Raw genomic sequence first — 23,452 nt, 5'->3', positions numbered from 1 at the left:
CCGTCGTCAGGACAACCGGCCATCCTTGATCGTGATGGCCGGGTTGGCCTCCAGGCTGTCGGCCAGCTCGCGATAGATCCCGTCCAGGTCGCCGGACAGTTTCCGCAGATGCTCGGCCGAGTCGGCGGGAAGGCCGAGCGCGGTCAGGATGCTCGGCGCGTGCACGCTCCACAAGGCGTCCGGGATCAGCTTGGCCCGCGGGTCGCCCGACTTGTCCGCGCCGACGGCGTACACGTCCTTGCTGCGCAGCGCAGACCACAGCGCCTCCAGGACGCAGAAGGTGTAAGCGTGCCGGTCGATCAGCCGCTCGCCGAGCTCGGGATTGTCATACACCAGCCGCCGCCACGACCCCGCCACCAGATCCTTATGCGCCGCGATGTGCTGCACCCCGGCGTGCTTGCCGTACGCGAGCACACGAGGCAGACCCCGCAACGCCGCGACCACACCGGCACCGGCGTCGGTGCCGCCCCAGGGGATCGTGTCGGCCAGCAGCTCGACGAACCCGCGCACCGAGGCGAACCGGTTCGTCAGCTCCGCCCGCCACGCCAGATCCTCATCCTCACCGGCCGGAGGCACCAACTCCTTGATCACCGCGAGCGCCGCTTCCAACTGCTCGATCGGTACCACCGACGCGATCCGTGCGATCATCTCCGACGCGGTCGTCTCCCGCACCACCGGCCCCGACTCGGCGCTCTCCTCAGCCTGGTCATCGGGCTGCGGAGGCTGTTCCTGCTGGGTCATCGGGGTGTCCAGCACGGCCCGCAGCGCCGACTCGGCCTGCAGCGCGGCCTTGCGCAACTTGGGCAGCGACTTCAGCTTCGCGTTCTTCTCATCCCGGCTCGCCCTCGCCAGCAGTTTCGTCGACATCAGCAGATCGAACAGCAGTAACGCGTCATCGACCGACACGCCCTCCAGATTCCGCATCGTCGCCAGCAACGTCGCGACCCGCCGGCTCCCCTTCAACTGCCCGATCTTCGGCGCCTTCGCCGACATCCCGTAGGCGGCCAGCTCCGTCAGCTTCACCGGAGCGACCCCGCCCGCATCCACCGCGCCCGCACCGAACGCCCACACCGCCACCGACCGGTTCAACGCCTCCTTCATCCCCGCCCCGGACACCACCGACACCGCCGTCCGCATCCACTCCAGCGGCGACATCTTCTTCCCTGTCGGCACGACCAGGGTCTCCAGCAGTTCCCGCCGCATCTCCACCGGCGTCTGCTCCACCAGATGCTCGTTGACCGCAGCCAGCCGCTCCGCCCGCACACTCGTGACCAGCGCCGCCAGCGTCGTGATCCCCGGCAGCAACACCCGGTTCTCGATCAACCACACCACCGCCCGGTCGAACAGCTCACGCCGAGAATCCCGCGTCTGCTCCGCCCGCGACGCTACGAACACTCGCAGCTCCGCCTCCGCCTCCGCGAACTCCCGCAACTCCAACAGCTCGCGGATCTCCCGCGCGTGCTCATGCTGGGTCGGAAGCCGCTCCGCGTAGTGCTTGATACACGAAGGATCCGCCACCCCGAGCTGCTCGGCGACGTAGTCGACCGCCACATGCGGGACATCGCCAGGATCGGCCAGAAACGTGCCGAGCATCCGCACCGTCCCCCACTTCAGACCCCAGCCGAGCCGGTTGTGCGGACCGCGCTTCTTCGCCACCTCCACCAACGCGTCCGCGTCCAGATAGAAGAACCGCTCCAGATCCTCCGGCGACGGATCAGTCAAGAACCGCCGATAGCGGGCCCTCTGCTCCTCGGACAAGTACTGAAACGACATAAACCGCGACGGTATGAGATCAATGACCGTCTACCACCCGGTACGCCCAAACCGAGATCAGCCCGACCGCGACGCCTCAACCCGCAACCCCCTGACCTGCGGCGGAGGCTTATCGTTCAATTCCGGCCGGATAGTCCCAAAACCCCAGGTAGGCGCGCTCCCCGTCAGTGAAGATCATGGCATCAGTCTGCGACTTCAACCACGTTTGAGGTCAAGCACTTCGGCCAAGCACCGACGTCCGGGGCGACGGCTCACACCAGCGGCCTCATTGCGGAGATCGGGCGTACTTGATCCCCTTAGCGTCGCTGGGCCGTTCCACTGCTGCTCAAGCCCCGAACCACACCAAGCAGCCGCATTCACCCATCCGAAACGATCACGAACCGCAATCGTGATCTCCCACCCGCTACCTGGCGGCTGGGGACATCTTCGGTTGGCGAGCGGAGGGCCTATTACCAGCGCTACCCGCGTCGGGGCGAACCGCTCGGGACCGATTGCAGTAGGTAATCCCTCATCGCCGAGCGTGCGATGACCGGAGCGGCCGCGACCGCCATCGTGCCGGGTTAGGTTCCCGTCACCTTGGTGGGCGCTTTTTCGAGGTGACCTATGTCCGGCGACAACAAACGCTTGGCAGCGCTTGACATCTCTTGGCAACGCCCGATAACCGGGACCACAAGGCCGCCGCTTTGGGCGTGAGCGGTCCTCGGGGCTCCACAACCCCCCTTGTCGCGCGCAGCGAACGGCGCACTCGCCTAAGCTGATGAATAGCTTGCAGTCGCATCGTCCGCTGGCAGGTCGGCCACCCCGGGGGAGGCCTACCGGCACCGGGCCCCCGGCAACCGCCCGGATCGGAACGGCGAGTGACGGTAAGCCGCGCCCCGACGCCTCGCTAACGCCACGACCGTTCCATCGCTGCTCGACCCCCGTATCCGTTGGAAATTTCTGCATTGCCGCCGGGCTGCCTGCACGGTGCCTGTCGGCACCGCGAGATCCAGGCCGTCCAGCGCGGTCACCCCGCGATAGCCCTTGCGTAGCCCCTCGGCGAGGATCGCGGCTTTGGATCAGCTCATACTTCTCGCCCCTCTCGGTCAGGAATCGTCGCCCTCGGTCAAGGCCCGCAGCACCTTGGCCTGCTCGACGTCGGTGCCCTCGGCCCGCATCCGGGCCGCCTCCTGGGCGGTGAAACCCGCCGAACGCCAGGCCGCCACCTCGTCGATCGGCACCCCGGCGCGCCAGAACTCAGTCATCAGGGAAATAGCGTCCTGCCCCGAGACGAGCACCCGTTCGGCCTCACGGGCGGACAGGCCGAGCGCGTCGAAGACCCGTGCCTGTCCCGCCTCGATGCCGCGTTTCGCCCACTCCACCGCGGCGCCGGTCCAGCCTGCCTCAACGTAAGCGCGGGCCCGGCCGGCCGGGACGCCGGCCCGCAGCAGCTGACGCATGCTGCCGGAGCGTTCCTCGTCGGCGAACGCATCGCCCGGCTTCTCGCCCCAGCGCAGCAGCCGCCACAGCCAGCCGCGTGGGTGCGGGCGTTCCCCGGCGAGGTGCCGGTCGGCCGCCTCCTGGGGGGAGTAGCCCAGCTCGCGCCACTGCACCGCCTCCCGCGGGGTCATGCCGGCCCGTAGCCACAGATCCACGGTGTACGGGGTGGCTCCGGCGGTGCGCCACGGCCGCGCGTCAGCGGCGGTGTAGACGCCGGACTTGCGCCACCGCTTCGCGTCGTTGATCGAGAAGCCGTGCTCGATCCACTGCCGGGCCTCGGCGACGGTGAAACCGTGTTGCCGCCACTCGTGCAGCGGCTCGGGGCTCGGCTCGTCGGCGTAGCCGGTTGTCATGACTCTCCTTTCGCCGACGTCCGCCGCGGCAGGTCCGCCGGGAGGCGGGCCACGGACGCCCAGTCGGGCGCGTGCCCACCGTCGCCGATCAGGCAGACCAGCACATGTGTCGCAGGGCGCTGCTCGGGCCACGGCGTCTCGCCGTCGGTCAGCACGATGACCAGGTCGGGACGGGGCCGCAGGGCCATCGCCGCGGCGATGCCGGCCCGCATGTCGGTGCCGCCGCCACCGGCCAGTTCGATGTCGCTCGCCCGGCGCACCACCTGGACGGGGTGGGGGTGGACGTCACAGCAGAACGCCCGCAGCCGCCGGTTCGGCCCGGTCACGCCCTCGATGATCCCGGTCACCTCGGCGAGCAGCCGGTTCAGCACGTCGTTGGTGACGCTGCCGGAGGTGTCGATCACCAGTACGGTGTCCGGGACCGCGCGCACCATCGAGGGGAGCACGATGTCGGTGTACGCGCCGACGCGGCGCGACGGGCGGCGATAGCTGAAGTCGACCTGCCCGGCCACCGTGCTCACCCCGCGCCGGATCATCGCGCCCAGGCGGGTCCGCCAGTTCACCGAGGGGCGCAGGCGCTCCTCGGCCCAGCGGCGCCACCCCGACGGCACCTCGCTGCGCGCGCTGATCCTGTCCTGGATGCCGGCCGCGATGGAGCGTTCGAGCAGTTCCCGGTCGAGCTGGGTGAGCCCGTCGCCGGATCCGCTGTCCTCGTACGTGCGCTCCTGCCCGTCCACGGCGCTGCCGCAGTCGATCGCCTCGGCCAGTGCCCGCCCGCCGCGGCCCATCGCCTGGGCCAGCACGTCGAGCATCGGCACGTACTCCTCAGCGGTGCAGTTGGTCGGAAGGCCCAGCTCGGTGGGCGACACCACGCCCGCCGGGCCGCACAGGTCCTCGGCCTCCAGGTCGTCGTTGATCTCGGCGTCGGCGGCTTGGTTCCAGCGGTGGGCCTCCTCGTCGCGGACCGCCCCGGCGGCGTGGCTCACCTCGTGGTCCGCTTCCGGCCGCACCGGCGAGCGGGCCGCGTGGCCGCGCACCAGATGGCCCACCTGGTGCAGCATCCACCAGCCGACCTCCTCGACCGGGGTGGCCAGCGCGGTGCCCGGTTCCACGTACAGGTTCCACCGGGTGTCGGCGGGAAAGGCGCGGAAGTCAGGGTCGGCGACGGGCACGCCGGCGTCCTCGTCCAGGGCCGATTCCAGGATGACCGGTTTGAGGGCGAAGACGGCCGAGGCGAGGTAAGGCGCCTGGTGCGCCGCCCACAGCCGCGCGGCGGCGATGCTGGCGCGCACCGCCTCTTCGTAGGCGGGAGCGCGGGGGCCGTCGGCGCTCATGGCATGAGCCCCGCCGAGCGCAGTACCGGCGCGAGTTCGAGCATCGTCTTGGGCAGGGCCGCGCCCTCGGGCCGGGAGCGGGCCAGCGGCCGGGCCGCGGCCGCCGCCACGTCCGGCGCCGTGCGCGCGACCCGGGCCATCACCGCCCACGCCCGCTCCCACGTGTCGGCCGTGCCGTCCGATTGCACGTATGCCACCACCGCGGCTAGCAGGGCATGCAGCCGATCGAGGCGTTCGGGCAGGCGGGCCTGGGGGTCGTTCAGCAGGGTCTTCGGGTCGGGCAGGTCAAGGTTGCGGCGCCAGGAAAGCAGCTCGAACCCGGCCGCCTCACCGACCGCGCCGAGCACCAGCTCGGCCAGGACCAGCTCGTCGGCGCCCATGTGCTCGCACGCGGCGACCGCCCGTGCGGCCATCTCCCAGCTACGCGGGCTGGGCCAGCCGCGGCCCGCCCGGTCGGGACTGTCGGGCACCGCCAGCACGAGTTCCGGCCGTACCCGCAGGAACGCCCCGACCAGCGCCCGTGCGCCGGCGACCTCGGCGGGCCCGGCTGTGTCCTTCACGTCGAACTCCGGCACGGGGAACCCGCCGACGAAGCCCTCGGCGATGTCCTCGGCCGAGACCGTCCAGTTCAAGTGGATGAGCCGGTTGGCCAGCGGCGCGGACAGGTCCCAGCCGTCGGCGGCCTGTTCCGGCGGGTTGGCGGCGGCCACGATCCGCACCTCGTCCGGCAGCACCAGGTCACCGACCGTGCGCTCCAGCACCACCCGCAGCATGGCGGCCTGCACGGCCGGCGGCGCGGTGGTCAGCTCGTCGAGGAACAGCAGCCCGCCGTCCTCGGCGGCGAGCCGTTCGGCCCATCGCGGCGGCGCGAACCAGGTGCTGCCGTCACGCAGCACCGGCAGCCCGGAGAAGTCGCTGGGCTCGCGGATCGAGCCGACCACCACCTCGACCGGCAGGCCGACGGTCGAGCCGAGCGCGGTCACCACGGACGTCTTGCCGGTACCCGGCGCACCCCATACGATGACCGGCAGATTGGCCGTCACCGCGACCGCGAGAGCTTCTCGTGTCACTGATGGTGCCGCCATTGTCGTCCTCCTCGTCGGCCGCCCAAACCGTTTCCGGGCAGCATGTATCGGAACGTCGAGCCGTGACGCTGACGTTCGGTGTGGTGTCTGTCGGCTATTCCTGGTTGCGGAACAGGCCCCGGCCGCCGTACTTCTTGTGCACCGCCTGCTTGCTGATGCCCAAAGTGGCGGCGATCTCCGTCCAGCTGTTGCCCTGGGCACGGGCTCGGCGGACCGTCACCGCCTCCAGGCGCGCCATCTCACGGCGGAACTCGGCGATGGTCGCGAGCGAGTCGATCGGGTTGCCGGCGTTCACCGCCTGGGCGAGCACTGTGATGCGGTCGGGCTCCGTACCGTCATCCTAGGTTGACGACCGGGCGCGCGTCAACCAAAGATGACGGCCGACAGAGATCAGGTCCCTCCGGGTGCACCACGGTCCAGCCGTCTGGCACGTCGATGAACACCGGCCAGGGCGAGCGCTGGCCCTCGTCATTCGCCAGCGCCAGGTAGCGGACCGCCCGGGTCCTCGAAGGGGTTGGTCATCGCGTTTCTTCCTTTCCGGCTGGGTTCGCCCCAGGACCGCCGCATCCGTTCCGCAAGGGGCGGACCAGTTCCTGCAGGCCGACCCCGCGTCGAACCAGCCAGCCCTCGGCGGCTCGCGAACGCCACTGACGGTTCGGTTGCTGCTCAAGCCCCGAGGCTGTTGCGGCGCCCCCTCCGCCTGTCGTCGAGCCTCCGTCTGCGGCCAGGGGCGACCCGACTTCGTCACAGCTGTGCTCGACGATCACCTCGGAGGGTGAGGGTCTTCACCGGGTCGTACGTGGCCGGTCTCATAGGCAGCGACGACCGCCTGCACCCTGTCTCGTACGCCCAGCTTGGCGAGCACATTGGACACATGTGTTTTGATCGTGGCCTCGCCCAGGTACAGCCGGCCGGCGATCTCGGCGTTCGACATGCCACGAGCCATCAGGCTCAGAACGTCTCGCTCGCGCTCCGTCAGCGTGGACAGTATTTCGGCGCGGGGCGTACGCGTGGGCGTAGCCGCGGCGAACGACTCGATGACCCGCAGCGTGACGGAGGGGTCGAGGAGGCCGCCGCCGGACGCCACGGTGCGCACCGCCTCGACCAGTTGTTCCGGAGGCGAGACCTTGAGGAGAAACCCGCTCGCACCGGCCCGTAGCGCTCCCTCGATGTAGCCGTCCTCGTCAAAGGTGGTCAAGATCACTACCTTGACCTCCCGGTGCGCGGCGAGAACACGCCGTGTGCCTTCGATGCCATCGACGTCCGGCATCCGGATGTCCATGAGAACGACGTCCGGACGCGTCCGTTGGACGACTTCGACGGCGGACGCTCCGTCTTCCGCCTCACCCACGACATCGATGTCGCGTTGGGCGGTGAGAATCATCCGCAGACCAACGCGGACCATCGCCTGGTCGTCGACGAGCACGACCCGGATGCTCATGGCCACCTCCGTCGGATCGGGAAGCACGCGGTCACCGCGAACCCGCCCTCGGGGCGGGGGGCCGCCTGAAGGGTTCCGCCGAATATCGCGGTACGTTCGCGCATACCGATCAAACCGTGCCCGCCGGTGCGGTCCGCACCGGGCGGGTGGTCGGCCCGGCTTCCGGGGAGCGCCGCCCCCTCGCCTGTCGCCTCGCCTGCCCCGTCATCGCGCACCTCGATCGTCACGGTGTCCGCCGCGTACCGGATGGCCACCTCGGCGTGGCCGCCGGGCGCGTGCCGCAGGACGTTGGTCAACGCCTCCTGGAGCACCCGGTATGCCGAGACGTCCAGCGCCTGGTGCAGAGGCGTCGGCACGCCTTCCACCCGCAGTTGGGCGGGCAGACCCGCCGCACGTACATCGGCGATCAACTGCTCGGCCAGGGCGAGTGACGGCGTCGGCGCTGTAGGGGACTCCGAACCTGATTTGCGCATGATGCCGACGAGTGACCGCAGTTCCTCGACGGACTGGCGTCCCAGCCGCTCAAGCCCGAGCATCACCTCACGCTCGGCCGGCCGGTGTTCCAGTACGTCCTCCAGCTGGCTCCGCAGGCCGCCGATCTGCAGCGTCATGATGCTCACCGAGTGGGCGACCGCATCGTGGATCTCCCGGGCTATGCGGGTCCGTTCCTCTATGACAGCGGCGTGCGCCACCGCCTCCCGCTGGGCATCCAGGGTTGCCGCCATCTCGGCGAAGGCACGGCTGCGTCCCTGCTCGCGCTGCACCAGGACGCCGCTCCACCAGCCCACAACGAAGATCAGTGGGAAGAAGACGTTCACCCAGGAGAACCCGGCACGCATCGTGTCGGAGGCCGCGTATATCAGCATGGCGGCGATGAGAGCCCAGCGCGACCGGCGGACAGGCTCCCCGAAGCCGGCCCAGCCGACGGCGAGCAGCGTGGAGATGAGTCCGACCCCGCCGGGCCCGGGGATGTCCAACAGGATCACAACGGGGTAGAAGGCGGCGACGACGACGGCACCGATGGCCGGCCGCCATCGGGCCAGCACCAGGCCCATCGGAACCCAGGCGGCGACCACGCTCAGGTGAACCGGCGTCGGGTCGAAACGCTCGTTCGACAGCGCTTCGACGACCGCGAGCACCCCCATCGTCGGCGGCAGCAGCCACGCCAGAAGCCGCAGGTCACCCGGTCGCCGTCCTCGCATGCTGCAAATGCTAAGCGTGACGGGGCGCTGGTGGTTCCCCCCTGCGACGGAGGGACCGGCCACCGTCTTCCCCCTCCCGGCGGAGGCGGATCAGGCACCTGACTGCGGAGGCGCGTTGAGAACGAGGTGAGTGACGATCGATCACATCACCGACCGGCCCGCCAACGGCCACGGGGCGATCCTCGAAAGGATGTAAACCATGACCACCAGCCCGTTCGTTCCCGGAATGGACCACGGCAGGAAGTCCACCGCCGCCATCGAAACCGCCGAACCACCCCTCAGCACCCGCCGGCGAGGGGCTCTGCATCTCCTCGCCGGGACCGCTCTCATCGCAGGCCCCGTCCTGTTCGCCGCCGGCATGGCGACCACACCGGCGGCCGAGAACCTCGACGGCGTCGTGTACATCGCCTCTCTGGGGCGCGACGCCACCCAGACCCAGGTCTCCGCGCTGTTCCTGCACTACGCGAACCTGCTGTTCGGGCTGGGCATCCTCGCCGGTCCGGCACTCGTGCGCAGCCGCCGGGGCTTCTGGCCGGTACTCACCGGATCCGTGCTCGCCGCCATCGGCTTCGCCAACCTTTCCGGCATGCTGCTCAGCGACTGGTGGAACCTCTCGGCCGCTACGCACCTCACTCCGGACCAGGCCGCAACCGTGTTCCAGGGATTCCAGCAGTCGTCGTTGCTGGCGCTGTGGGACGGCACCACTCCGTTCAACCTGCTGGGCCCGGTCCTGGTCCTCGTCGGGCTCCTCCGCGCCGGTGTCGTGCAGTGGTGGACGGTGCCGCTGTATGTCGCCGGCGTCGCCGGCCTCATCATGATCCCGGCCGACCTCCCTCTGGCCACCGCAGCCGCGGTGCTGGTGGGTTTCTCGCCGCTGGCTCTCATCGGCCTGCGCCTCGTCGGACGCTATCGCGCCGGCACGATCTGATCCCGTCACTGTGGCGGCCCTCGCCGCCGTTACGGGCGCCGTGGTCCTGCCGCGAGCGCGGTGAAGGACAGAAGGAGTGCGGCGGTTCGCGGCGGATCCTCCACGATCGGCGTATGCCCCACCCCGGGCAGCAGTTTGACCGTCGCGCAGTGACCGGCCCTGCTTCCGGAAGCAGGGCCGCTAGCAGCGCGACGCCCCCGCTGAACAGGCGGGTAGCAGGTATCAACCCGTCGGCGACCTGACCCCGGAACCGGCTCCCACGGGTGTCAGCGACCCGGGCGCGTGCTGCTGCCGACACAGGTAACGTCCGCGTTCATCGTCGGTGTCCGCTCGCGCGCCTGTACGGGAAAGGGCGCCGGGCCGCGGCGTACGGCCCCGATGCGGGGAAGAACGGGTACATATGTACCCGGGCCGGATCCGGTGGGCCGAGGTCGTTGAGCAGGCCCGAGTGGTGATCGCCGCCTATGAGGGCGGGGTGACGCTGCGGCAGTGCTTCTACCGCCTGGCCGAGGCGCGTCGGCGCGGCGCTTTCCCGGACCTGATCGACGCGGTGCGCGCGATCCACGCCCCGCTCGCCTACACCGACCCCGGTGAGATCCTCGCCGACGTGCCCGAGCTGTACCGGCGCGACCGGATGGAACACCAGCCGGTGGCGCTATACCTGGCCGCGGAGAAGGACACCTTGCGGGCCCAGATCACCGGCTGGACCGCCGAGTACGGGCTGCCGGTGCTGGAAATTCCCTGTCACTCGTAGATGCCGCCGATGCGCCGGAGCGAGCGGCGGTGCGCAACCTTCTCCCCGTACCGCCTTCCAGATTGACATTGCTAGATATTTCAGTCATGTTTGAAATAACTAGCAGCAAGTATGGAGCCAGCCATGGAACACGTGACCTTCAACAGCCTCGGCACCCGCTGCGCGGGCGATCTCTACCTGCCCGAGACGAGCGACCCGGTCCCCGGGCTGGTGCTCGGGCACAGCGGGGTGATGGTCAAAGAGGCGCTGGCGTTCTTCGCGCCCTACTTCGTCAAGGCCGGCTTCGCGGTGCTGGCCATCGACTACCGCACGGTCGGCTCCAGCGAAGGCGAGCCGCGCGGCCTGGACTACCCGGAACGGCAGGCCGAGGACTTCCGCAGCGCCGTGTCCTACCTGCAGACCCGCCCCGAAGTGCAGCCGGAGCGGATCGGGGTGTGGGGGGTGAGCATCGGCGGCTCGGTGGCGGCCCAGGCCGCCGTGCTCGATCGGCGCATCAAGTGCGTCGTCGTGCAGAGCCCCAGCGTGTGGAACGGATGGCGCTACCTGGAACGCCTCCTGGGCCGTACCGGTGTCCACGCGCTGCGCGACCAACTGCAGCAGGACTGGCAGCGGCGCTACGAAGGCGGGCAGAGCGCTCGCGTGCCGCACCTGACGCTGGAGGGCGACAGCGTGAAGGACACCCCGGACATGTCGACCCGCCTGTTTCCCGCCTACCGCAACGAGAAGACCCTCGACTCGGCCGAGCACCTGCTCACCTTCGCACCGGACAACCTCATCCACCGGCTCGCGCCGACGCCGCTGCTGATGATCGCCAACGGCGGCTGGGACCCGTACCACATGCTCGAGGAGGCGCAAAGCGCCTTCTCCAAGGCGGGCGAGCCCAAGCGGCTCGCGGTGCTGCCCTACGACGTGCTCGGCCTCTACACCGGCCCGGGCCTGGAGGAGGCGATGGCCCTCGCGATCGACTGGTTCGACCTCTACCTGCGCAGGACCCGGCTCGCGGACATCACCCCGACACCCACCTACGAGTCGGTGGCCGCCATGACACAGTGAACCGGCACACGATCAACAACGGAGGAGGATCCGACGATGAGCGGCGAGGAACAGCAGGACCGGCTGCTCCGCTGGGTGGAGCGGGTGGCCGCCTTTTGCGTCGAGGAGTGGGGGCTGCCGCCCATCACCGGACGCATCCTCGGCTGGCTCATGATCTGCGATCCGGCCGAGCAGTCCGCCGGGCAGATCGCGGAGGTCATCCAGGCCAGCCGGGCCTCGCTCACCTCGAACATGCGGTTTCTCACCGCCATCGGCCTGGTCAAGAAGGTGAGAAGGCCCGGCGATCGCGTCTCCTACTACCGCATCGAAGACGACGCCTGGCAGAAAGTCATCCAGCGCAAGCTCGAAAGCCTGAGCGCGTTCGGCGAGATCGCCGACGAAGGGCTCGACATCGCGGGCGGCGAGGGGCACCGCACCGAGCGCATCAAGGCCGCCCACGACTCCCTGACGTGGCTGCAGAACCTCGCGGCCCGTCATCCGCTACGCCGTTAAGGAATCCCCATGCACCGCTGGCAACCCAAGCTCGGGCTGATCCAGGAAACGCTGCTGCTCACCCTCTATGCCAGAGCCCTGGACGCCGGGCAGCCCAGCCCGATCCTCGGCGACACGCTCTCCGCCGACCTGGCCGGCGACATCGATTACGACTTCGGCAAGCTGAAGGTCAAGCCCAACCTCGTCCTCACCACGGCACTGCGCGCCAAGAAGCTCGACGACGTCGTACGCGCCTACACCGCCGCTCATCCCGGATGCGTGGTGCTCGACCTGGGCTGCGGCCTGGACACAAGGGTGTTCCGCTGTGATCCTCCGCCCGGCGTCGACTGGTACGACATCGACTTCCCGGAAGTGGTGCACCTGCGGGCCGAATGTCTGCCCGGCCGTTCCCACCTGGTCGGAGCCGACCTCACCAGCTCCGACTGGCTCACAGCCATCCCCGGTGACCGGCCGGCGATGATCGTCGCCGAAGGGCTGCTGCCCTTCATGCCCGGCGACTCCTTCCAGGCGATGACCCGCGCGCTGGCCGGCCATTTCCCTTCAGGCGAGCTCGCGCTCAACGGCTACACCCGCTTCGCCGCCTGGGCCATGAAGTACCACCCGACCATCAAGGCGCTCGGCATCAAAGCCGCCCAGGGCTTCGACGACCAACACGAACCAGAGTCCTGGGACGCCGGCCTCGAACTGATCGAGGAGCAGATCCTCACCCGCGCACCGGAAATAGCCCGGTTCCCGCAACCCCTACGCGCGCTGACCCGTCTCACCGCCCGCAGCACGGCCTTGTCGCGGCAAGGGGCCCGCATTCTCCGCTACCGGTTCTGAGCCCGTGCGGGCGGCGGAAACAACGCCCTGCAAGTGGTGCGGGCCGGCTGACCTCCGACCACCGCGGTTCGACGCGGAGCGTGGGGTGGATGTCGACCTCAGCGACCCAGATTGCGCAATCTCGGAGGTCATAAGTTGCGCCGGGACGCCACCACCTCCTATCTTGGAATAGTCGTTCCAAGATAGGAGGTGGTCAGATGCCCGACATCAAACACTTCGATCCCGACGCGACTCTGGACCAGGTGGTGAATCTGTTCTGGCAACGTGGGACCGACAGCACCGGCATCGCCGATGTCGTCCAGGCGACCGGGCTCAGCCGCTCCAGCCTGTATGCGACCTTCGGCGGCAAAGCGCAGCTGCAGGCCGCCGCGCTGGACCGCTATCTGGAGCGGCAGTCGCGGCCGGTGTTCGAGGCTCTGGCCGCCGACACCCGGGGCGTGCCGGCCATCGTCACGTTCTTCGAGCGGCTGGTAGCGGCGCGGTGTGCGGGGGAGCACGCCCGCTGGGGATGCCTGGTCACCAACAGCCACGCTACGGCGAGCGGTGGCCTGCCGGAGATCCGCGAGGTTCTGGATCGCCACCACGACGCACTCCGGGCGGCGATGCACGCCGCGCTGGAGACCGCGCGCGCCGACGGCCGACTCCGGGCCGACCTGAATGTGGAGGCGGCCGCCGAAGCGCTGACTCTGCAGGCCTACGCGGTCAACCTGCGTTCGCGAGCCGGCGCCGAGCCGGCCGTCCTGCTGGCGGGCGTGCACGCCGTAATTGACGGTTTCACCACTACCGAGGAGAGATGATGAGCGGTTTTCGCACCTATGACGAAACCGACGCCCCCGAGGCCGCCCGTCCCATGTTGGAGGCGGCCAAGAAGCGGATGGGGTTTGTGACCACGCTGAACGGGGTGATGGCCGAGTCGCCGGAACTGCTGGCCGGCTACAACGCGCTGGCCGAGCAGTTCGGCAAGTCGTCACTATCCCTGGCGGCCAAGCAGGTGGTGCTGATCACCGCCAGCGTGGAGAACGGCTGCGAGTACTGCGTGGCCGCCCACTCCACGCTCGCGCTGCGTGCCCGGGTGCCTGCCGAGGTGGTTCAGGCCCTGCGCGCCGGCCAGCCGATCGCTGACCAGGCGTTGGAGGCGGTGCGCCGCCTCACCCAAGCGGTCGTGGCGCAGCGGGGCTGGGTGGCCGAGGCCGAGATCGAGACGTTCCTGGCCGCCGGGCACACCCGCCGCCACGTGCTGGACGTCGTGCTCGGCGTCGGCATGAAGACGCTGTCGAACTACACCAACCACATCGCCCACACTCCGCTGGATCCGGCCTGGGCCGATCAGCAGTGGAGGCGGGAGCAGGCGACGGCCTGACCCGTTGCCTGCTCCGCCATGCTCACCGTCATCAGCCCCCCGTAGGCTGCTTGATCGCCTGCTAGACACCCGGTGGCAGGCGCCGCGGGGGTGACGCGGCAAGGCCCGGATGCCGCGCTATCCGGGGCCTGGCATCTCGCGCGTGGTGTGGCCGCCCCGCGGTTCGCCGGTGACCCAGTTCCAGCTGGTGATCGTGGTGCGCATCAGGCGGGCGGCGGTCGACAGGTGGCTGTCGGCGCCCCAGTACAGCGTGATCGCGCGACGGCAGTCAGGGCTGTCGACGGTGATCGCGGCGAGGGGAACGCGGACCGAGGTGTGCCGGGCGAAGGAGGGGACGAGGCCGATGCCGAGCCCCGCCCCGATCAGGTCGGCGATGGCGCTGGGCTCGTCGACCTCACAGACGATCTTCGGTGTGCGGCCTCTGGCGGCGAAGAGCCGGTCGAGGAGCCGACGCTGCCAGTGCCCCTTGCGGGCGGCGACGAAGGGCTGGTCGGCGAGTTCGTCGATGCTCACCGAGGTACGGGCCGCCAAGGGATGGTCGAGTGACGTGGCCACCCACACCTCCTCATCGAGCAGCTGAACCGCCTCCAAGCCCTCGGCGTGAATCGGCTGCGAGGCGACACACAGATCGACCTCTTGGGCCCGCAGGTGGCGGGCCATGTCCTCGGCCGCCGCCCAGCGGAGTTCGACCTCGATGGTGGGATGAGCTCGCTTGTAGGCCGCCAGCGGCCCAGTGAGGGTGAGGAACGTCTCCGACGCCAGCCGCACCGTGCCCACGCCCTCGCTGGTGGCCTCGGCGACGGCTCGCCGGCCCGCGTCGAGCTCGCCGACAGAGCGTTCGACGTAGTCGCGGAAGAGCTTGCCCGTGTCGTTCAGCCGGAGCCGGCCGCTGCGATCGAACAGCGGTGTGCCCAGTTCGCTCTCCAAGCGGGCGATGGTACGGCTCAGCGATGGCTGGGCGACGCGCAGCTCGTCGGCCGCGCGGCTGAGGTGTTCGAGCCGTGCCACCACCAGGAACTGCCTGAGCGTGTTCAGCTCCATCATGCCCCTCAATACATAACAGCATAGCGATATTGATCTTAGACAAGATAACCCACGAGCCATAGCGTCGATGCCGAACAACGAAAGGGGGACATCCCATGCTCACCATGCCCGCGCGTCGGACGACACCGACGGGGTGGACACTGCGGGCCGTCGTCAGCGCGCATGTGGTGGCGGTCGTCGGCCAGCCGGTGTTCGCCGGGGCGTACCTGACCGGTGACTTCGACAGTCTGCGCTGGCACGCGGTCGGCGCCGACGTGGTCACCTCCATCGGCTACCTACAGGTGGCCGTGGCGATCGTGGTGTGGATTCGGCTGCGCCGGGTCTGGCCGTTCCTGGCCACGATGGCGGTGGTGACGGCCGAGACCGTGCAGTACTTCGCCGGGTTGGACGGCGCGCTGTGGTTGCACATCCCGTTGGGTGTGATGACCGTCGCCGCGCTCGTCGTACTGTTCATCGCCGTCTGGCTGGGCGGCGGTTACGTACGTGACGACAAAGCGCCGCGGCGGGAGGTCCACCATGCGTGAGGGTGTGACCCGGCGCCGGGTTCTGGGCATCGGCGGGGCGCTCGGGCTGATGGCGGCCACCGGGCTGTCGGCCTCGGCCGCGCTGGCCCGCCGGCCGTCGATCACCGGTGCCGAGTTGCGCAGTGCCGTACCGCTGCCGCCGCCGTTCCACGTGCCGCTGCCGATTCCCGCCGTGCTGGCGCCGGTCGGCACCTCGGGCGGAGCCGACCGGTACGAGATCACCCAGCGTGAAGCGAGCGCGGAGATCCTGCCCGGGGTCAGGACACCGCTATGGACGTACGAGGGCACCTTCCCCGGGCCGACGATCGAGGCGCGCCGCGGCCGGCCGATCACCGTGACGCACCACAACGAGCTACCTGTGCCGACCGTCGTACACCTGCACGGCGGACGGACCCCTGCGGCTTCCGACGGGTACCCGACCGACCTCGTCCTGCCCAACGGCCGGCCGCAGGCAGCCTCGCACATGGGGCACGGCCGCGATCCGCGGGCGGCAGTGACCGAGCTGACGCGCGACTACACCTTCCCGCTGGACCAGCGGCCCACGCTGCTGTGGTACCACGACCACCGGATGGACTTCACCGCCCCCGCGATCTGGCGCGGCCTGGCCGGGCTGCAGATCGTCCGCGACGACGCCGAGGACGCCCTCGGCCTGCCCTCGGGGCGGCGCGAACTGCCCCTCATGATCGCCGACCGGGCGTTCGCCGCCGACGGCGGCCTCGCCTACCCCGCCCTGCGCGGGCGGCCGGGAGTACAGGAGCCGTATCTCGCCGGGGTCCTCGGTGACGTGATCCTGGTCAACGGCGCGCCCTGGCCCGTGCACGAGGTCGACGCGGCCCGCTACCGGCTGCGCGTCCTCAACGCCTCCAACGCCCGCCACTACGAGCTCGAAGCGGTCAGCGACGACGGGCGCCCGCTCGACCTCGTCCAGATCGGCGCCGACCAGGGACTGCTCGCGGCGCCGGTCACCCACCGGTTCCTGCCGATCGCGCCCGCCGAACGCTACGACGTGATCATCGACTTCACGGGCCTGCCGGTCGGCAGCCGGGTGAGAATCGTCAACCGGCTGGGCACCGGGCGTACCCGCGACGTGATGGCCTTCCGCGTCGCGCGCAAGGCCACCGACGACAGCCGCATCCCCGGCATCCTTTCCACGGACCTGCCGGACTGGCACCGCTCGCAGGCCGTCAGGACGCGCGAGTTCTCCTTCCGCACCGGGCGAATGGGCGGCAACCACGGCTGGCTGATCGGCGGGCTGCCGTTCGACCCCGCCCGCTCCGATGTCACCGTCGGTCTCGGCGAGGTCGAGGTGTGGCGGCTGGTCGCCGACGTCCATCACCCCGTCCACCTGCACCTGGTCGGCTTCCGGGTGCTCTCGCGCGGCGGCCGGTCGCCGTTGCCGCACGACGCGGGACTCAAGGACACCGTCTCACTTCGGCCGGGCGAATCGGTGGAGATCATCACCCGTTTCGACGGCTACCGCGGCCGTTACCTCTTTCACTGCCACAACGCCGAACACGAGGACATGGGCATGATGGCCAACCTTGAGGTCGTCTGACTTTCCTACGCGCGAGGTTTGGCCTTGTCGGGCGCAGACCAAGTACGGGAGAAAGGGACAGTGGCCCATTCCGCGCTGACGAAACTGCTGGTCAGTGGGTACGGCGGCGGGGTGCCAGGACCTCGGTGACCTTGGCGATGGCCTCAGCACCGGGTTTGACGTAGCGCATGGCGGTGCGGGGGTTCTTGTGGCGGGTCTTGCCCATGATGAGCTGCAGCGGGACTTCGGCGTCGCCGAGGTGGGTGGCGGCGCTGTGGCGCAGCTGGTGCAGGTCGAGTCCGGCGTACTTCTCCAGCAGGACGCGGGCGCGGTCGTAGCCGAGGCGGGCGCGGCCGGTGTGCGGGCAGATGTCGGCGGCCGCAGGGCGGCGGGCCGGGACGGGGCGTCGTTCGGACAGGAACAGGGGACCGTGCGTGCGGGTGCTGCCGTCGGGGAGCCGGAGCAGGCGGGGCAGCAGGTGGGCGGTGCCGCTGTCCCAGTAGACCCATTCGATGGCGCCGCCCTTGGAGCGGACGGGCGCGCGGCGGTGCTCCAGATCGAGGTCCTCGACGTTCAGAGCCAGGATCTCCGCGGCTCTGGCCGCGGTTTCGTAGAGCATCCGCCACAGCGTCCGCTCGCGAAGGGGGATGTTGCGGCGCGAGAGCAGCCGGTGGAGGGTGGTCTTGGCCACGGCGCGGGTCTCGTCGGCGGATTCCTTGCGGTGCTCAGCCTCGGCCGGGATCGAGGGGGCGGCCCAGTGCTTCTTGGTCTGGCACCAGGTCAGCCAGGAGGTGATGGCGGCGCGGTTGCGGTTCCAGGTCGCCGGCGCGGACTTGCCCCACAGCTCGGTGAGCGCGGTGCCGATCTCGGCGTCGGCGACTTCGGTGCGGCGCTCACGCTGACCGCCGTGCGCCGCCCGGCGTGATGTACCGGATAACGTGCCGGAGTCGCGCACGGCCCGGTCGAGGGGTTCTGCTGGTCGCCGCGCCGTCATGATCGCTCATGTACGTGATTCCTTTATCAGGTACATCTGGAGGGCGGCGCGTAAGGCCGGGAAGGCGGGATCCTGGGTTCGGCGGGCGGGCGGATCTCCATCCTGCGCCGAACCGGCCGACGGCCCGGCCTGTCGGGCAAGCGAGGCCGCCGACCTGATCGAGGGTCCGTGGTCAGGCGGGATCGTGGACGATGCGGTGCACGTCGCCGCCCGGTTCGGTGTGGAAGTGCAGGCCCTTGGCGGCAGGCGCTTCTCCATCTCGTCGGGGCTTTGGTCGGCGGTGTCGGGCAACTGGTAATACTCCTCCAGCACGGCGTGGGCCCCCTTACTCCGGGACGGGAAGGCGCGGTGCCGGGAACAGGCCGCCCACCAGCGCAGTCGCCTCCCGCCGCGACGGCAAGGAAGTGCTGTATCGAGGCGACCGTGACAGCCTCGCCCGCATTCTCAGCGACCTGCAGGACTGACCACATTTGCTGCTGAACGCCGGCCGATGCGGGTCAGCTGGTCCAGAGTTGGTCCGAGAGCTGACACGCCGCGTTGGATCGATCCGTGGTTGACACCTGGGTGGTCCTCCACTAACTTTTCTGCAACCGATCTCAGCAACCGATCTCAGTGGGGAGTTCATGACCGCTGACCCCAGCGCTCTGCATGTCTGCAGCGTACGGTGCGACGCGCTGCTCCGGCCGTCGCACGGAGACGCTGATGACCGGGCTCTTGGTGTCGTCGATGGCCCCGGTGATCGTGCGTTGGTCGGGCGCCGCCAGGCCCTGCGGGCCGGCGAGCTCGCCGAGGGGATACTCGGCCGCAGTGGTCCGCAGACATGAAAAAAGCCAAGACGATCATCCTCGGCGCGTCGCACTGGCATGTGCACCTGTGCGCAGACCGGGTCGCCGAGCAGCACGACGTCGTGGGGGTCAGCGACCCCGACACGTCGCGTACGGAGCACCTTGCGCGTCTCTGGGACGCGCCTCTCTACCAGTCCTGGGAGGAAGTGCTTGCGGCCCACGGGGACGCCGAGCTGGCGTACGTCTTCGTCCCGCACGACGTGATGCGCGAGGTCTGCCTCGCTCTCGTCGCTCGGCGCATCCCGCTCGTCGTGGAGAAGCCGGCCGGGGTGTCGTTGCAGGAGCTGGTCGACGTCCGGGCGGCCGCGGACGCTGCCGGGATACCGATTGCAGTGCCTCTCGTGCAGCGGGGAGGCCCGACCGACCGCTGGCTGGCGAGAGCCGGCCGCTCGGTGTACGAGAGCGTGCAGTTCATCGCGGGCCCGCCCGACCGCTACCTCGTCAACGGCAGTCCGTGGATGGTCGACGTCGAGCGCGCCGGCGGCGGGTGCATGGTCAACCTCGCCCCGCACTTCGTGGATCTCTTCCTCCGCTCGGCCGGTGCGGAGGAAGTAGCGGTGACGGCAGCCTTGTCGTCGAAGCTGCACCGCCGCAGCGTCGAGGACTACGCCTCGATGACGCTGACCACGGCCGACGGACGGATCGCCACCATCGAGGTGGGATATGCGTTCCCCGGGTCGCCGCTCAAGCGGCACTGCTCCTTCATGCGGATCGGCGCCGCGGGGACCGCGACCATCTGGTCTGACGGGAACGCGTCGTTCACCTCCGTCGACGGCGTCACGGAGACCGCACTCATCGACGTGGACAGCGACCCGTTGTACGGATTGTTCGTCGACCAGGTGGCCGAGCAGCTGAGACGTGATTTCGTGGAGCTCCCGCGGATCAGCGATCTCGAGACCACGATGGCCGTCATCTGGGACGCATACGCGCACAGCCGACAGGAGAGAACCGGTGTCCACACCCAGCATCGATGAGGTAGCGGCGGCAGCCGGGGTCCACAGGTCGACGGTCTCGCGGGCGTTCTCCCGCCCCGAGGCCGTCAAGCGGGAGACCCTGGACCACGTCCGCCAGGTGGCGGCCTCCATGGGCTACAGGATGAGCCCGCTCGCCCAGGCGCTCCGCACCAAGGTCAGCACCCTCGTGCCTCTGGTCGTCCCCGACATTACCAACCCGTACTTCGCCGAGCTCGCGAAGGCCATGACGGCCGCCGCGGGGGAGCGTGGCTACCAGCTGGTGCTGTGCGTGACGGAGAATGACGCGGACGCCACGGCCCGGTACCTCGACGCCATGCAGGCGATGTACGCGCCTTTCGCGGTGATCGCGCCCTACACCCGGGTCTTTCCCGCCGAGTTCGAGTCCCGGGGCTTCGGAAAGCGGCTGGTCGTCATCGACCGGGTCGAGTCCGGCGACCAGGCATCCACGGTGACCATCGACAGCGCGACAGGGATCGCGCTCGCGTTGGACCACTTGTTCGAGCTCGGGCACACCTCCATCGCCTACGTCTCGGGGATCGCGGGGACGCACACCGCCGCAGATCGACGCCAGGCTTACCGGACGCTGGCGGAGAAGCACGGGATGACGCCGATCGAGCTCGACAGCAGCGGGATCGGCGTCGGCGCCGGCGAACGTGCCGCAGAAGAGCTCGTGAGCCTGCGTGAGCGGCCGACGGCTGTCATCGCGGGCAACGACCTGGTCGCCTTCGGACTCATCAGCTCGCTCGGCTCGCGGGGGATGTCGGTCCCCGGCGACGTCTCGGTGGTGGGCTTCGACGGTCTGGCGCTCGGCGCCCGCAGCAACCCGCCGCTGACCTCGGTGCAGCAACCCATCGCCGAGATGGGCCGCATCGCGATCCGTCTCGCCGAGCAAGCGGCGAACGGCGGCCCGGTCGAGCACGTGGTGCTCCAGCCGCAGCTACTCGTCCGCTCCTCGACCAGGCCGGTCCGGTGACTGGCCGGCTGCTGCCCGGGCTCCGTCACGTGGACCATGCTGCGTACACGGTCCCCGACCTGGACGAGGCGGTGCGCTTCTTCGTCGAGGTCCTCGGGGCGGAGGAACTCTACCGCTCCCAGCGCGGTCCCGACCCGTCGTTCATGCCGGCGCACTTCGACGTCCCGTCGGACGCTGTCCTCGAGCTCGCAATGCTGCGGCTCCCGCCGAACCTGAACGTCGAGCTGTTCGAGTGGCAGTCCGTGGACCAGCGGACCCAGCACCCTCGACACAGCGACCGGGGCGGTCATCACCTGTGCTTCGTCGTCGACGACGTCGACGCGGCGATCGCGCACCTCGGCACGATCCCGAACGTTCGGGTCCTCGGCGGCCGCAAGGAAGTCGGTCCCGACAGCCCCCTCGTGGCCGGCAACCGGTGGACGTACTTCGTCACCCCCTGGGGCCTGCTGATGGAGCTCGTGGACCGGTCCCGAGTACAGAACCCCCCGAACCTCGTCGGCCCGGCGGACTGGAACCGCCCGCCAAGAAGGAGCACCCCTCTCTCATGATCATCGCCGGACACACGCTGGGAACCCCGGGCCGTGACCTCGCCGATGCGCTGCGCCTCTTCGGCACGGCAGGTCTCGACGCCGCCGAAGTCATCTACCAGGACGACTACCCGGCGGCCATCAGCCCGTCGGACCCGCGGTCTGCGCAGCAGGCCGCCGCGATCGCCGACGCCGAAGGTGTCCCGATCGTCGCGCTCACCCCGTACACGACCTCCATCAACAGCGTCGACGCGGCGAGCTGGCAGCAGGGGATCGACGAATTCCGCGCATGCCTCCAGGCCGCGCACACCGTCGGTGCGACCCGCGTCCGGGTGTACGCCGGCGCCTGGCACCCGGGGGACACCGATTACGCCCGGCACTGGGAGCAGCTGCGGAGCGCGCTGACCGTTCTCGCGCCCGAGGCCGCGGACGCGGGCGTCGTGCTCTGCGTCGAGAACCACTTCGGCACCATGGCGCAGACCGCGGCCGATACCGCCCGTCTCGTCAGCGAAGTCGGCTTCCCCTCCGTCCGCGTCCTGTACGACCAGGCCAACCTGACCTTCACCCATGACGAGACCTGGCAGGAGGCCTTTGCCGTCCAGGGCGAGCTCGTCGGCCACGTGCACGTGAAGGACCTGGTCTTCAAAGACCCGGAGGCGCCCTTCCGGGCCTCGGACACCGCCCGGGTCAAGGCTGAGGAACGCGCTGTCAGGTCCCGGGTCGTCGGTACGGGCGTCGTGCCGTGGCCCGACATCCTCGAGGAGCTCGTGCGCCGCGGTTACGACGACGTGCTCTCACTCGAGTACGAGTACCGGTGGCATCCTCAGGACCTGCCCGACCCCGCGATCGGCTTCAAGGACTCCGCGCTCGCGCTCCGCAAGATGCTCGCCACGGTGGTGCCCGCGTGACGAGTGGAGACGTGCTGCGCATCGGTGTGGCGGGCGCTGGCAACATCGCGAGCATCGCTCAGCTCCCGACCCTCGTCACTCGCGACGACGTGGAGCTGCGGGGCCTGGTCACCCGCAAGGATGACCCGCAGCCCCTGATGCGGCGCTGGGGCTTCCGCCGTGCCTATCCGACGGTCGAGACGTTGCTCGAGGCGGAGGAACTGGACGCGTTGTTCGTCCTCACGCCCCGGTCGGAGCACGTCCACGCGACGCGACTCGCGCTGGAGGCCGGCGTCGACGTCTTCTGCGAGAAGCCGCTGGCGACGAGCGCGTCCGACGTGCAGTCCCTCGCCGAGCTGGCCGCCGTACGAGAACGGGTGCTCATGGTCGGGTTCAACCGCCGCTTCGCTCCGGTGTACGAGGCCGGTCGCGCGGCTTTCGGGGAGAGCGGCGCGAGCTTCTGCGTCGCCCAGAAGAACCGGGCAGGCTCCGAGTACCGCGCCACCTTCGAGAACGCGATCCACATGGTCGACCTGCTGCGCTGGTACTGCGGGGGCGAGCCCGTCGACGTCAGCGCGCACGCGGCCGGTGAGGATCGCTGGCAGGAGGACGGCGTGGCCGCGCTCGTCCGGTTCGACAACGGTCACTCCGGCGTACTCGTGGGGGCCCGCGACGCTGGCGGCTGGAGCGAGAAGCTCGACGCCTACGGAGACGGGGCGAGCGCGAACGTCACCGCGCCCGACCGGATCTCGATCAGCCGACCCGACGGGACGACCGTGCGCGAGATGTCGCCCGAGGCCTTCGGCTGGGCGACGGCAACGCAGACGTTCGGCTTCGCCGGAGCGGTTCACCACTTCCTGGACCGTGTACGGGACCGCGGTGAGCCCTTGACGTCTGGGGCTGACGCGGTGAAGACCCAGCTCCTCCTCGATCGCATCCTCGCCGCCGCCGGGCTCCCCACCGAAGAGCAACCCGGACGGGCCTGGAGCAGCCACGCCAAGAAGTGACGGCGACGACCTGACGTCGTTACCGGCTTGATCAGGTCGTTCAGCCTTCTGCGTGTTTATTTGGGGT

Annotated in this window: 24 protein-coding genes; 14 read left to right on the top strand and 10 right to left on the bottom strand. The window is 69.7% G+C overall.

What is annotated here, in order from left to right:
• Positions 1–6 precede the first annotated feature (6 nt).
• The 8 genes from AB0C30_RS43735 to AB0C30_RS43700 form a co-directional block, all read right to left on the bottom strand.
• Positions 7–1,773, bottom strand: coding sequence for a DUF4158 domain-containing protein (locus AB0C30_RS43735; protein ID WP_357955287.1), 1,767 nt, complete (start codon positions 1,771–1,773; stop codon positions 7–9).
• A 1,085-nt stretch (positions 1,774–2,858) separates the two neighbouring features.
• The gene (locus AB0C30_RS43730) at positions 2,859–3,605 is read right to left on the bottom strand and encodes a hypothetical protein (protein WP_357955285.1); all 747 of its coding nucleotides are present in this window, start codon (positions 3,603–3,605) and stop codon (positions 2,859–2,861) included.
• Entirely contained in the window at positions 3,602–4,939 is a 1,338-nt protein-coding gene (locus tag AB0C30_RS43725; RefSeq protein ID WP_357955283.1) for a VWA-like domain-containing protein, read from the bottom strand. Before AB0C30_RS43725 ends, AB0C30_RS43730 begins: the two co-directional genes overlap by 4 nt.
• A complete protein-coding gene (locus AB0C30_RS43720) occupies positions 4,936–6,024 on the bottom strand; it encodes a MoxR family ATPase (protein WP_357955281.1) in 1,089 nt (362 codons plus the stop codon). The genes AB0C30_RS43725 and AB0C30_RS43720 overlap by 4 nt, the downstream gene beginning before the upstream one ends.
• A 94-nt stretch (positions 6,025–6,118) precedes the next feature.
• On the bottom strand, positions 6,119–6,334 hold the full coding sequence (locus tag AB0C30_RS43715; protein ID WP_357955279.1) for a hypothetical protein: 216 nt from the start codon (positions 6,332–6,334) through the stop codon (positions 6,119–6,121).
• A gap of 25 nt (positions 6,335–6,359) precedes the next feature.
• On the bottom strand, positions 6,360–6,503 hold the full coding sequence (locus tag AB0C30_RS43710) for an MbtH family NRPS accessory protein (RefSeq protein ID WP_357955459.1): 144 nt from the start codon (positions 6,501–6,503) through the stop codon (positions 6,360–6,362).
• A 284-nt stretch (positions 6,504–6,787) separates the two neighbouring features.
• Positions 6,788–7,465 carry a response regulator transcription factor gene (locus AB0C30_RS43705; RefSeq protein ID WP_357955277.1) on the bottom strand — a complete coding sequence of 226 codons (678 nt, stop codon included), beginning with the start codon at positions 7,463–7,465 and terminating at the stop codon, positions 6,788–6,790.
• Positions 7,462–8,667, bottom strand: coding sequence for a histidine kinase (locus AB0C30_RS43700; protein ID WP_357955275.1), 1,206 nt, complete (start codon positions 8,665–8,667; stop codon positions 7,462–7,464). The genes AB0C30_RS43705 and AB0C30_RS43700 overlap by 4 nt, the downstream gene beginning before the upstream one ends.
• 199 nt (positions 8,668–8,866) lie before the next feature.
• Between AB0C30_RS43700 and AB0C30_RS43695 the strand changes: the two genes are divergently transcribed.
• The 7 genes from AB0C30_RS43695 (at position 8,867) to AB0C30_RS43665 (ending at position 14,076) form a co-directional block, all read left to right on the top strand.
• Positions 8,867–9,595: a hypothetical protein gene (locus AB0C30_RS43695; RefSeq protein WP_357955273.1), complete on the top strand. Its 729-nt coding sequence runs from the start codon at positions 8,867–8,869 to the stop codon at positions 9,593–9,595.
• A 400-nt stretch (positions 9,596–9,995) separates the two neighbouring features.
• Positions 9,996–10,349, top strand: coding sequence for a hypothetical protein (locus tag AB0C30_RS43690; protein ID WP_357955271.1), 354 nt, complete (start codon positions 9,996–9,998; stop codon positions 10,347–10,349).
• Between the two features lie 123 nt (positions 10,350–10,472).
• Positions 10,473–11,402, top strand: coding sequence for an alpha/beta fold hydrolase (locus AB0C30_RS43685; RefSeq protein ID WP_357955269.1), 930 nt, complete (start codon positions 10,473–10,475; stop codon positions 11,400–11,402).
• Between the two features lie 36 nt (positions 11,403–11,438).
• Complete coding sequence (locus AB0C30_RS43680; protein WP_357955267.1) at positions 11,439–11,894, top strand: transcriptional regulator; 456 nt, start codon at positions 11,439–11,441, stop codon at positions 11,892–11,894.
• Positions 11,895–11,903: 9 nt separating this feature from the next.
• Positions 11,904–12,716, top strand: a complete 813-nt coding sequence (locus AB0C30_RS43675) for a class I SAM-dependent methyltransferase (protein ID WP_357955265.1) — start codon at positions 11,904–11,906, stop codon at positions 12,714–12,716.
• Between the two features lie 197 nt (positions 12,717–12,913).
• Positions 12,914–13,513 carry a helix-turn-helix domain-containing protein gene (locus AB0C30_RS43670; RefSeq protein ID WP_357955263.1) on the top strand — a complete coding sequence of 200 codons (600 nt, stop codon included), beginning with the start codon at positions 12,914–12,916 and terminating at the stop codon, positions 13,511–13,513.
• On the top strand, positions 13,510–14,076 hold the full coding sequence (locus AB0C30_RS43665) for a carboxymuconolactone decarboxylase family protein (protein ID WP_357955261.1): 567 nt from the start codon (positions 13,510–13,512) through the stop codon (positions 14,074–14,076). Before AB0C30_RS43670 ends, AB0C30_RS43665 begins: the two co-directional genes overlap by 4 nt.
• A 117-nt stretch (positions 14,077–14,193) precedes the next feature.
• Here the strand turns inward: AB0C30_RS43665 and AB0C30_RS43660 are convergent, their stop codons facing one another.
• Complete coding sequence (locus AB0C30_RS43660; protein WP_357955259.1) at positions 14,194–15,120, bottom strand: LysR substrate-binding domain-containing protein; 927 nt, start codon at positions 15,118–15,120, stop codon at positions 14,194–14,196.
• Between the two features lie 104 nt (positions 15,121–15,224).
• Between AB0C30_RS43660 and AB0C30_RS43655 the strand changes: the two genes are divergently transcribed.
• Both AB0C30_RS43655 and AB0C30_RS43650 read left to right on the top strand, forming a co-directional pair.
• Positions 15,225–15,644: a hypothetical protein gene (locus AB0C30_RS43655; protein WP_357955257.1), complete on the top strand. Its 420-nt coding sequence runs from the start codon at positions 15,225–15,227 to the stop codon at positions 15,642–15,644.
• Entirely contained in the window at positions 15,637–17,199 is a 1,563-nt protein-coding gene (locus tag AB0C30_RS43650) for a multicopper oxidase domain-containing protein (protein ID WP_357955255.1), read from the top strand. The genes AB0C30_RS43655 and AB0C30_RS43650 overlap by 8 nt, the downstream gene beginning before the upstream one ends.
• A gap of 91 nt (positions 17,200–17,290) precedes the next feature.
• Here the strand turns inward: AB0C30_RS43650 and AB0C30_RS43645 are convergent, their stop codons facing one another.
• Positions 17,291–18,172, bottom strand: coding sequence for a site-specific integrase (locus AB0C30_RS43645; protein WP_357955253.1), 882 nt, complete (start codon positions 18,170–18,172; stop codon positions 17,291–17,293).
• An 820-nt stretch (positions 18,173–18,992) separates the two neighbouring features.
• On the opposite strand from AB0C30_RS43645, the gene AB0C30_RS43640 reads away from it, so the two are divergent.
• Genes AB0C30_RS43640 through AB0C30_RS43620 form a run of 5 tightly spaced genes read left to right on the top strand, consistent with a single transcriptional unit; the run spans position 18,993 to position 23,385 of the window.
• Positions 18,993–19,991, top strand: a complete 999-nt coding sequence (locus AB0C30_RS43640; protein ID WP_357955251.1) for a Gfo/Idh/MocA family oxidoreductase — start codon at positions 18,993–18,995, stop codon at positions 19,989–19,991.
• A complete protein-coding gene (locus tag AB0C30_RS43635; RefSeq protein ID WP_357955249.1) occupies positions 19,969–20,964 on the top strand; it encodes a LacI family DNA-binding transcriptional regulator in 996 nt (331 codons plus the stop codon). Before AB0C30_RS43640 ends, AB0C30_RS43635 begins: the two co-directional genes overlap by 23 nt.
• Positions 20,965–20,993: 29 nt before the next feature.
• Complete coding sequence (locus AB0C30_RS43630) at positions 20,994–21,512, top strand: VOC family protein (RefSeq protein ID WP_357955247.1); 519 nt, start codon at positions 20,994–20,996, stop codon at positions 21,510–21,512.
• Entirely contained in the window at positions 21,509–22,399 is an 891-nt protein-coding gene (locus AB0C30_RS43625) for a sugar phosphate isomerase/epimerase family protein (protein WP_357955245.1), read from the top strand. Before AB0C30_RS43630 ends, AB0C30_RS43625 begins: the two co-directional genes overlap by 4 nt.
• The gene (locus AB0C30_RS43620) at positions 22,396–23,385 is read left to right on the top strand and encodes a Gfo/Idh/MocA family oxidoreductase (RefSeq protein WP_357955243.1); all 990 of its coding nucleotides are present in this window, start codon (positions 22,396–22,398) and stop codon (positions 23,383–23,385) included. Before AB0C30_RS43625 ends, AB0C30_RS43620 begins: the two co-directional genes overlap by 4 nt.
• Positions 23,386–23,452: the final 67 nt, after the last annotated feature.

Source organism: Nonomuraea sp. NPDC048901, assembly GCF_040649695.1.
Taxonomy (GTDB): Bacteria; Actinomycetota; Actinomycetes; order Streptosporangiales; family Streptosporangiaceae; genus Nonomuraea.
This window is presented reverse-complemented; position numbering and strand designations above follow the sequence as displayed.

Bases quoted from the DNA above. Each gene is read 5' to 3' on its own strand.
- AB0C30_RS43690 (WP_357955271.1), top strand. From the start codon at position 9,996: ATGTACCCGGGCCGGATCCGGTGGGCCGAGGTCGTTGAGCAGGCCCGA.
- AB0C30_RS43665 (WP_357955261.1), top strand. From the start codon at position 13,510: ATGATGAGCGGTTTTCGCACCTATGACGAAACCGACGCCCCCGAGGCC.
- AB0C30_RS43650 (WP_357955255.1), top strand. From the start codon at position 15,637: ATGCGTGAGGGTGTGACCCGGCGCCGGGTTCTGGGCATCGGCGGGGCG.
- AB0C30_RS43645 (WP_357955253.1), bottom strand. From the start codon at position 18,172: ATGACGGCGCGGCGACCAGCAGAACCCCTCGACCGGGCCGTGCGCGAC.
- AB0C30_RS43730 (WP_357955285.1), bottom strand. From the start codon at position 3,605: ATGACAACCGGCTACGCCGACGAGCCGAGCCCCGAGCCGCTGCACGAG.
- AB0C30_RS43725 (WP_357955283.1), bottom strand. From the start codon at position 4,939: ATGAGCGCCGACGGCCCCCGCGCTCCCGCCTACGAAGAGGCGGTGCGC.
- AB0C30_RS43625 (WP_357955245.1), top strand. From the start codon at position 21,509: ATGATCATCGCCGGACACACGCTGGGAACCCCGGGCCGTGACCTCGCC.
- AB0C30_RS43655 (WP_357955257.1), top strand. From the start codon at position 15,225: ATGCCCGCGCGTCGGACGACACCGACGGGGTGGACACTGCGGGCCGTC.
- AB0C30_RS43695 (WP_357955273.1), top strand. From the start codon at position 8,867: ATGACCACCAGCCCGTTCGTTCCCGGAATGGACCACGGCAGGAAGTCC.
- AB0C30_RS43685 (WP_357955269.1), top strand. From the start codon at position 10,473: ATGGAACACGTGACCTTCAACAGCCTCGGCACCCGCTGCGCGGGCGAT.
- AB0C30_RS43660 (WP_357955259.1), bottom strand. From the start codon at position 15,120: ATGATGGAGCTGAACACGCTCAGGCAGTTCCTGGTGGTGGCACGGCTC.
- AB0C30_RS43700 (WP_357955275.1), bottom strand. From the start codon at position 8,667: ATGCGAGGACGGCGACCGGGTGACCTGCGGCTTCTGGCGTGGCTGCTG.
- AB0C30_RS43735 (WP_357955287.1), bottom strand. From the start codon at position 1,773: ATGTCGTTTCAGTACTTGTCCGAGGAGCAGAGGGCCCGCTATCGGCGG.
- AB0C30_RS43675 (WP_357955265.1), top strand. From the start codon at position 11,904: ATGCACCGCTGGCAACCCAAGCTCGGGCTGATCCAGGAAACGCTGCTG.
- AB0C30_RS43670 (WP_357955263.1), top strand. From the start codon at position 12,914: ATGCCCGACATCAAACACTTCGATCCCGACGCGACTCTGGACCAGGTG.
- AB0C30_RS43640 (WP_357955251.1), top strand. From the start codon at position 18,993: ATGAAAAAAGCCAAGACGATCATCCTCGGCGCGTCGCACTGGCATGTG.
- AB0C30_RS43680 (WP_357955267.1), top strand. From the start codon at position 11,439: ATGAGCGGCGAGGAACAGCAGGACCGGCTGCTCCGCTGGGTGGAGCGG.
- AB0C30_RS43705 (WP_357955277.1), bottom strand. From the start codon at position 7,465: ATGAGCATCCGGGTCGTGCTCGTCGACGACCAGGCGATGGTCCGCGTT.
- AB0C30_RS43720 (WP_357955281.1), bottom strand. From the start codon at position 6,024: ATGGCGGCACCATCAGTGACACGAGAAGCTCTCGCGGTCGCGGTGACG.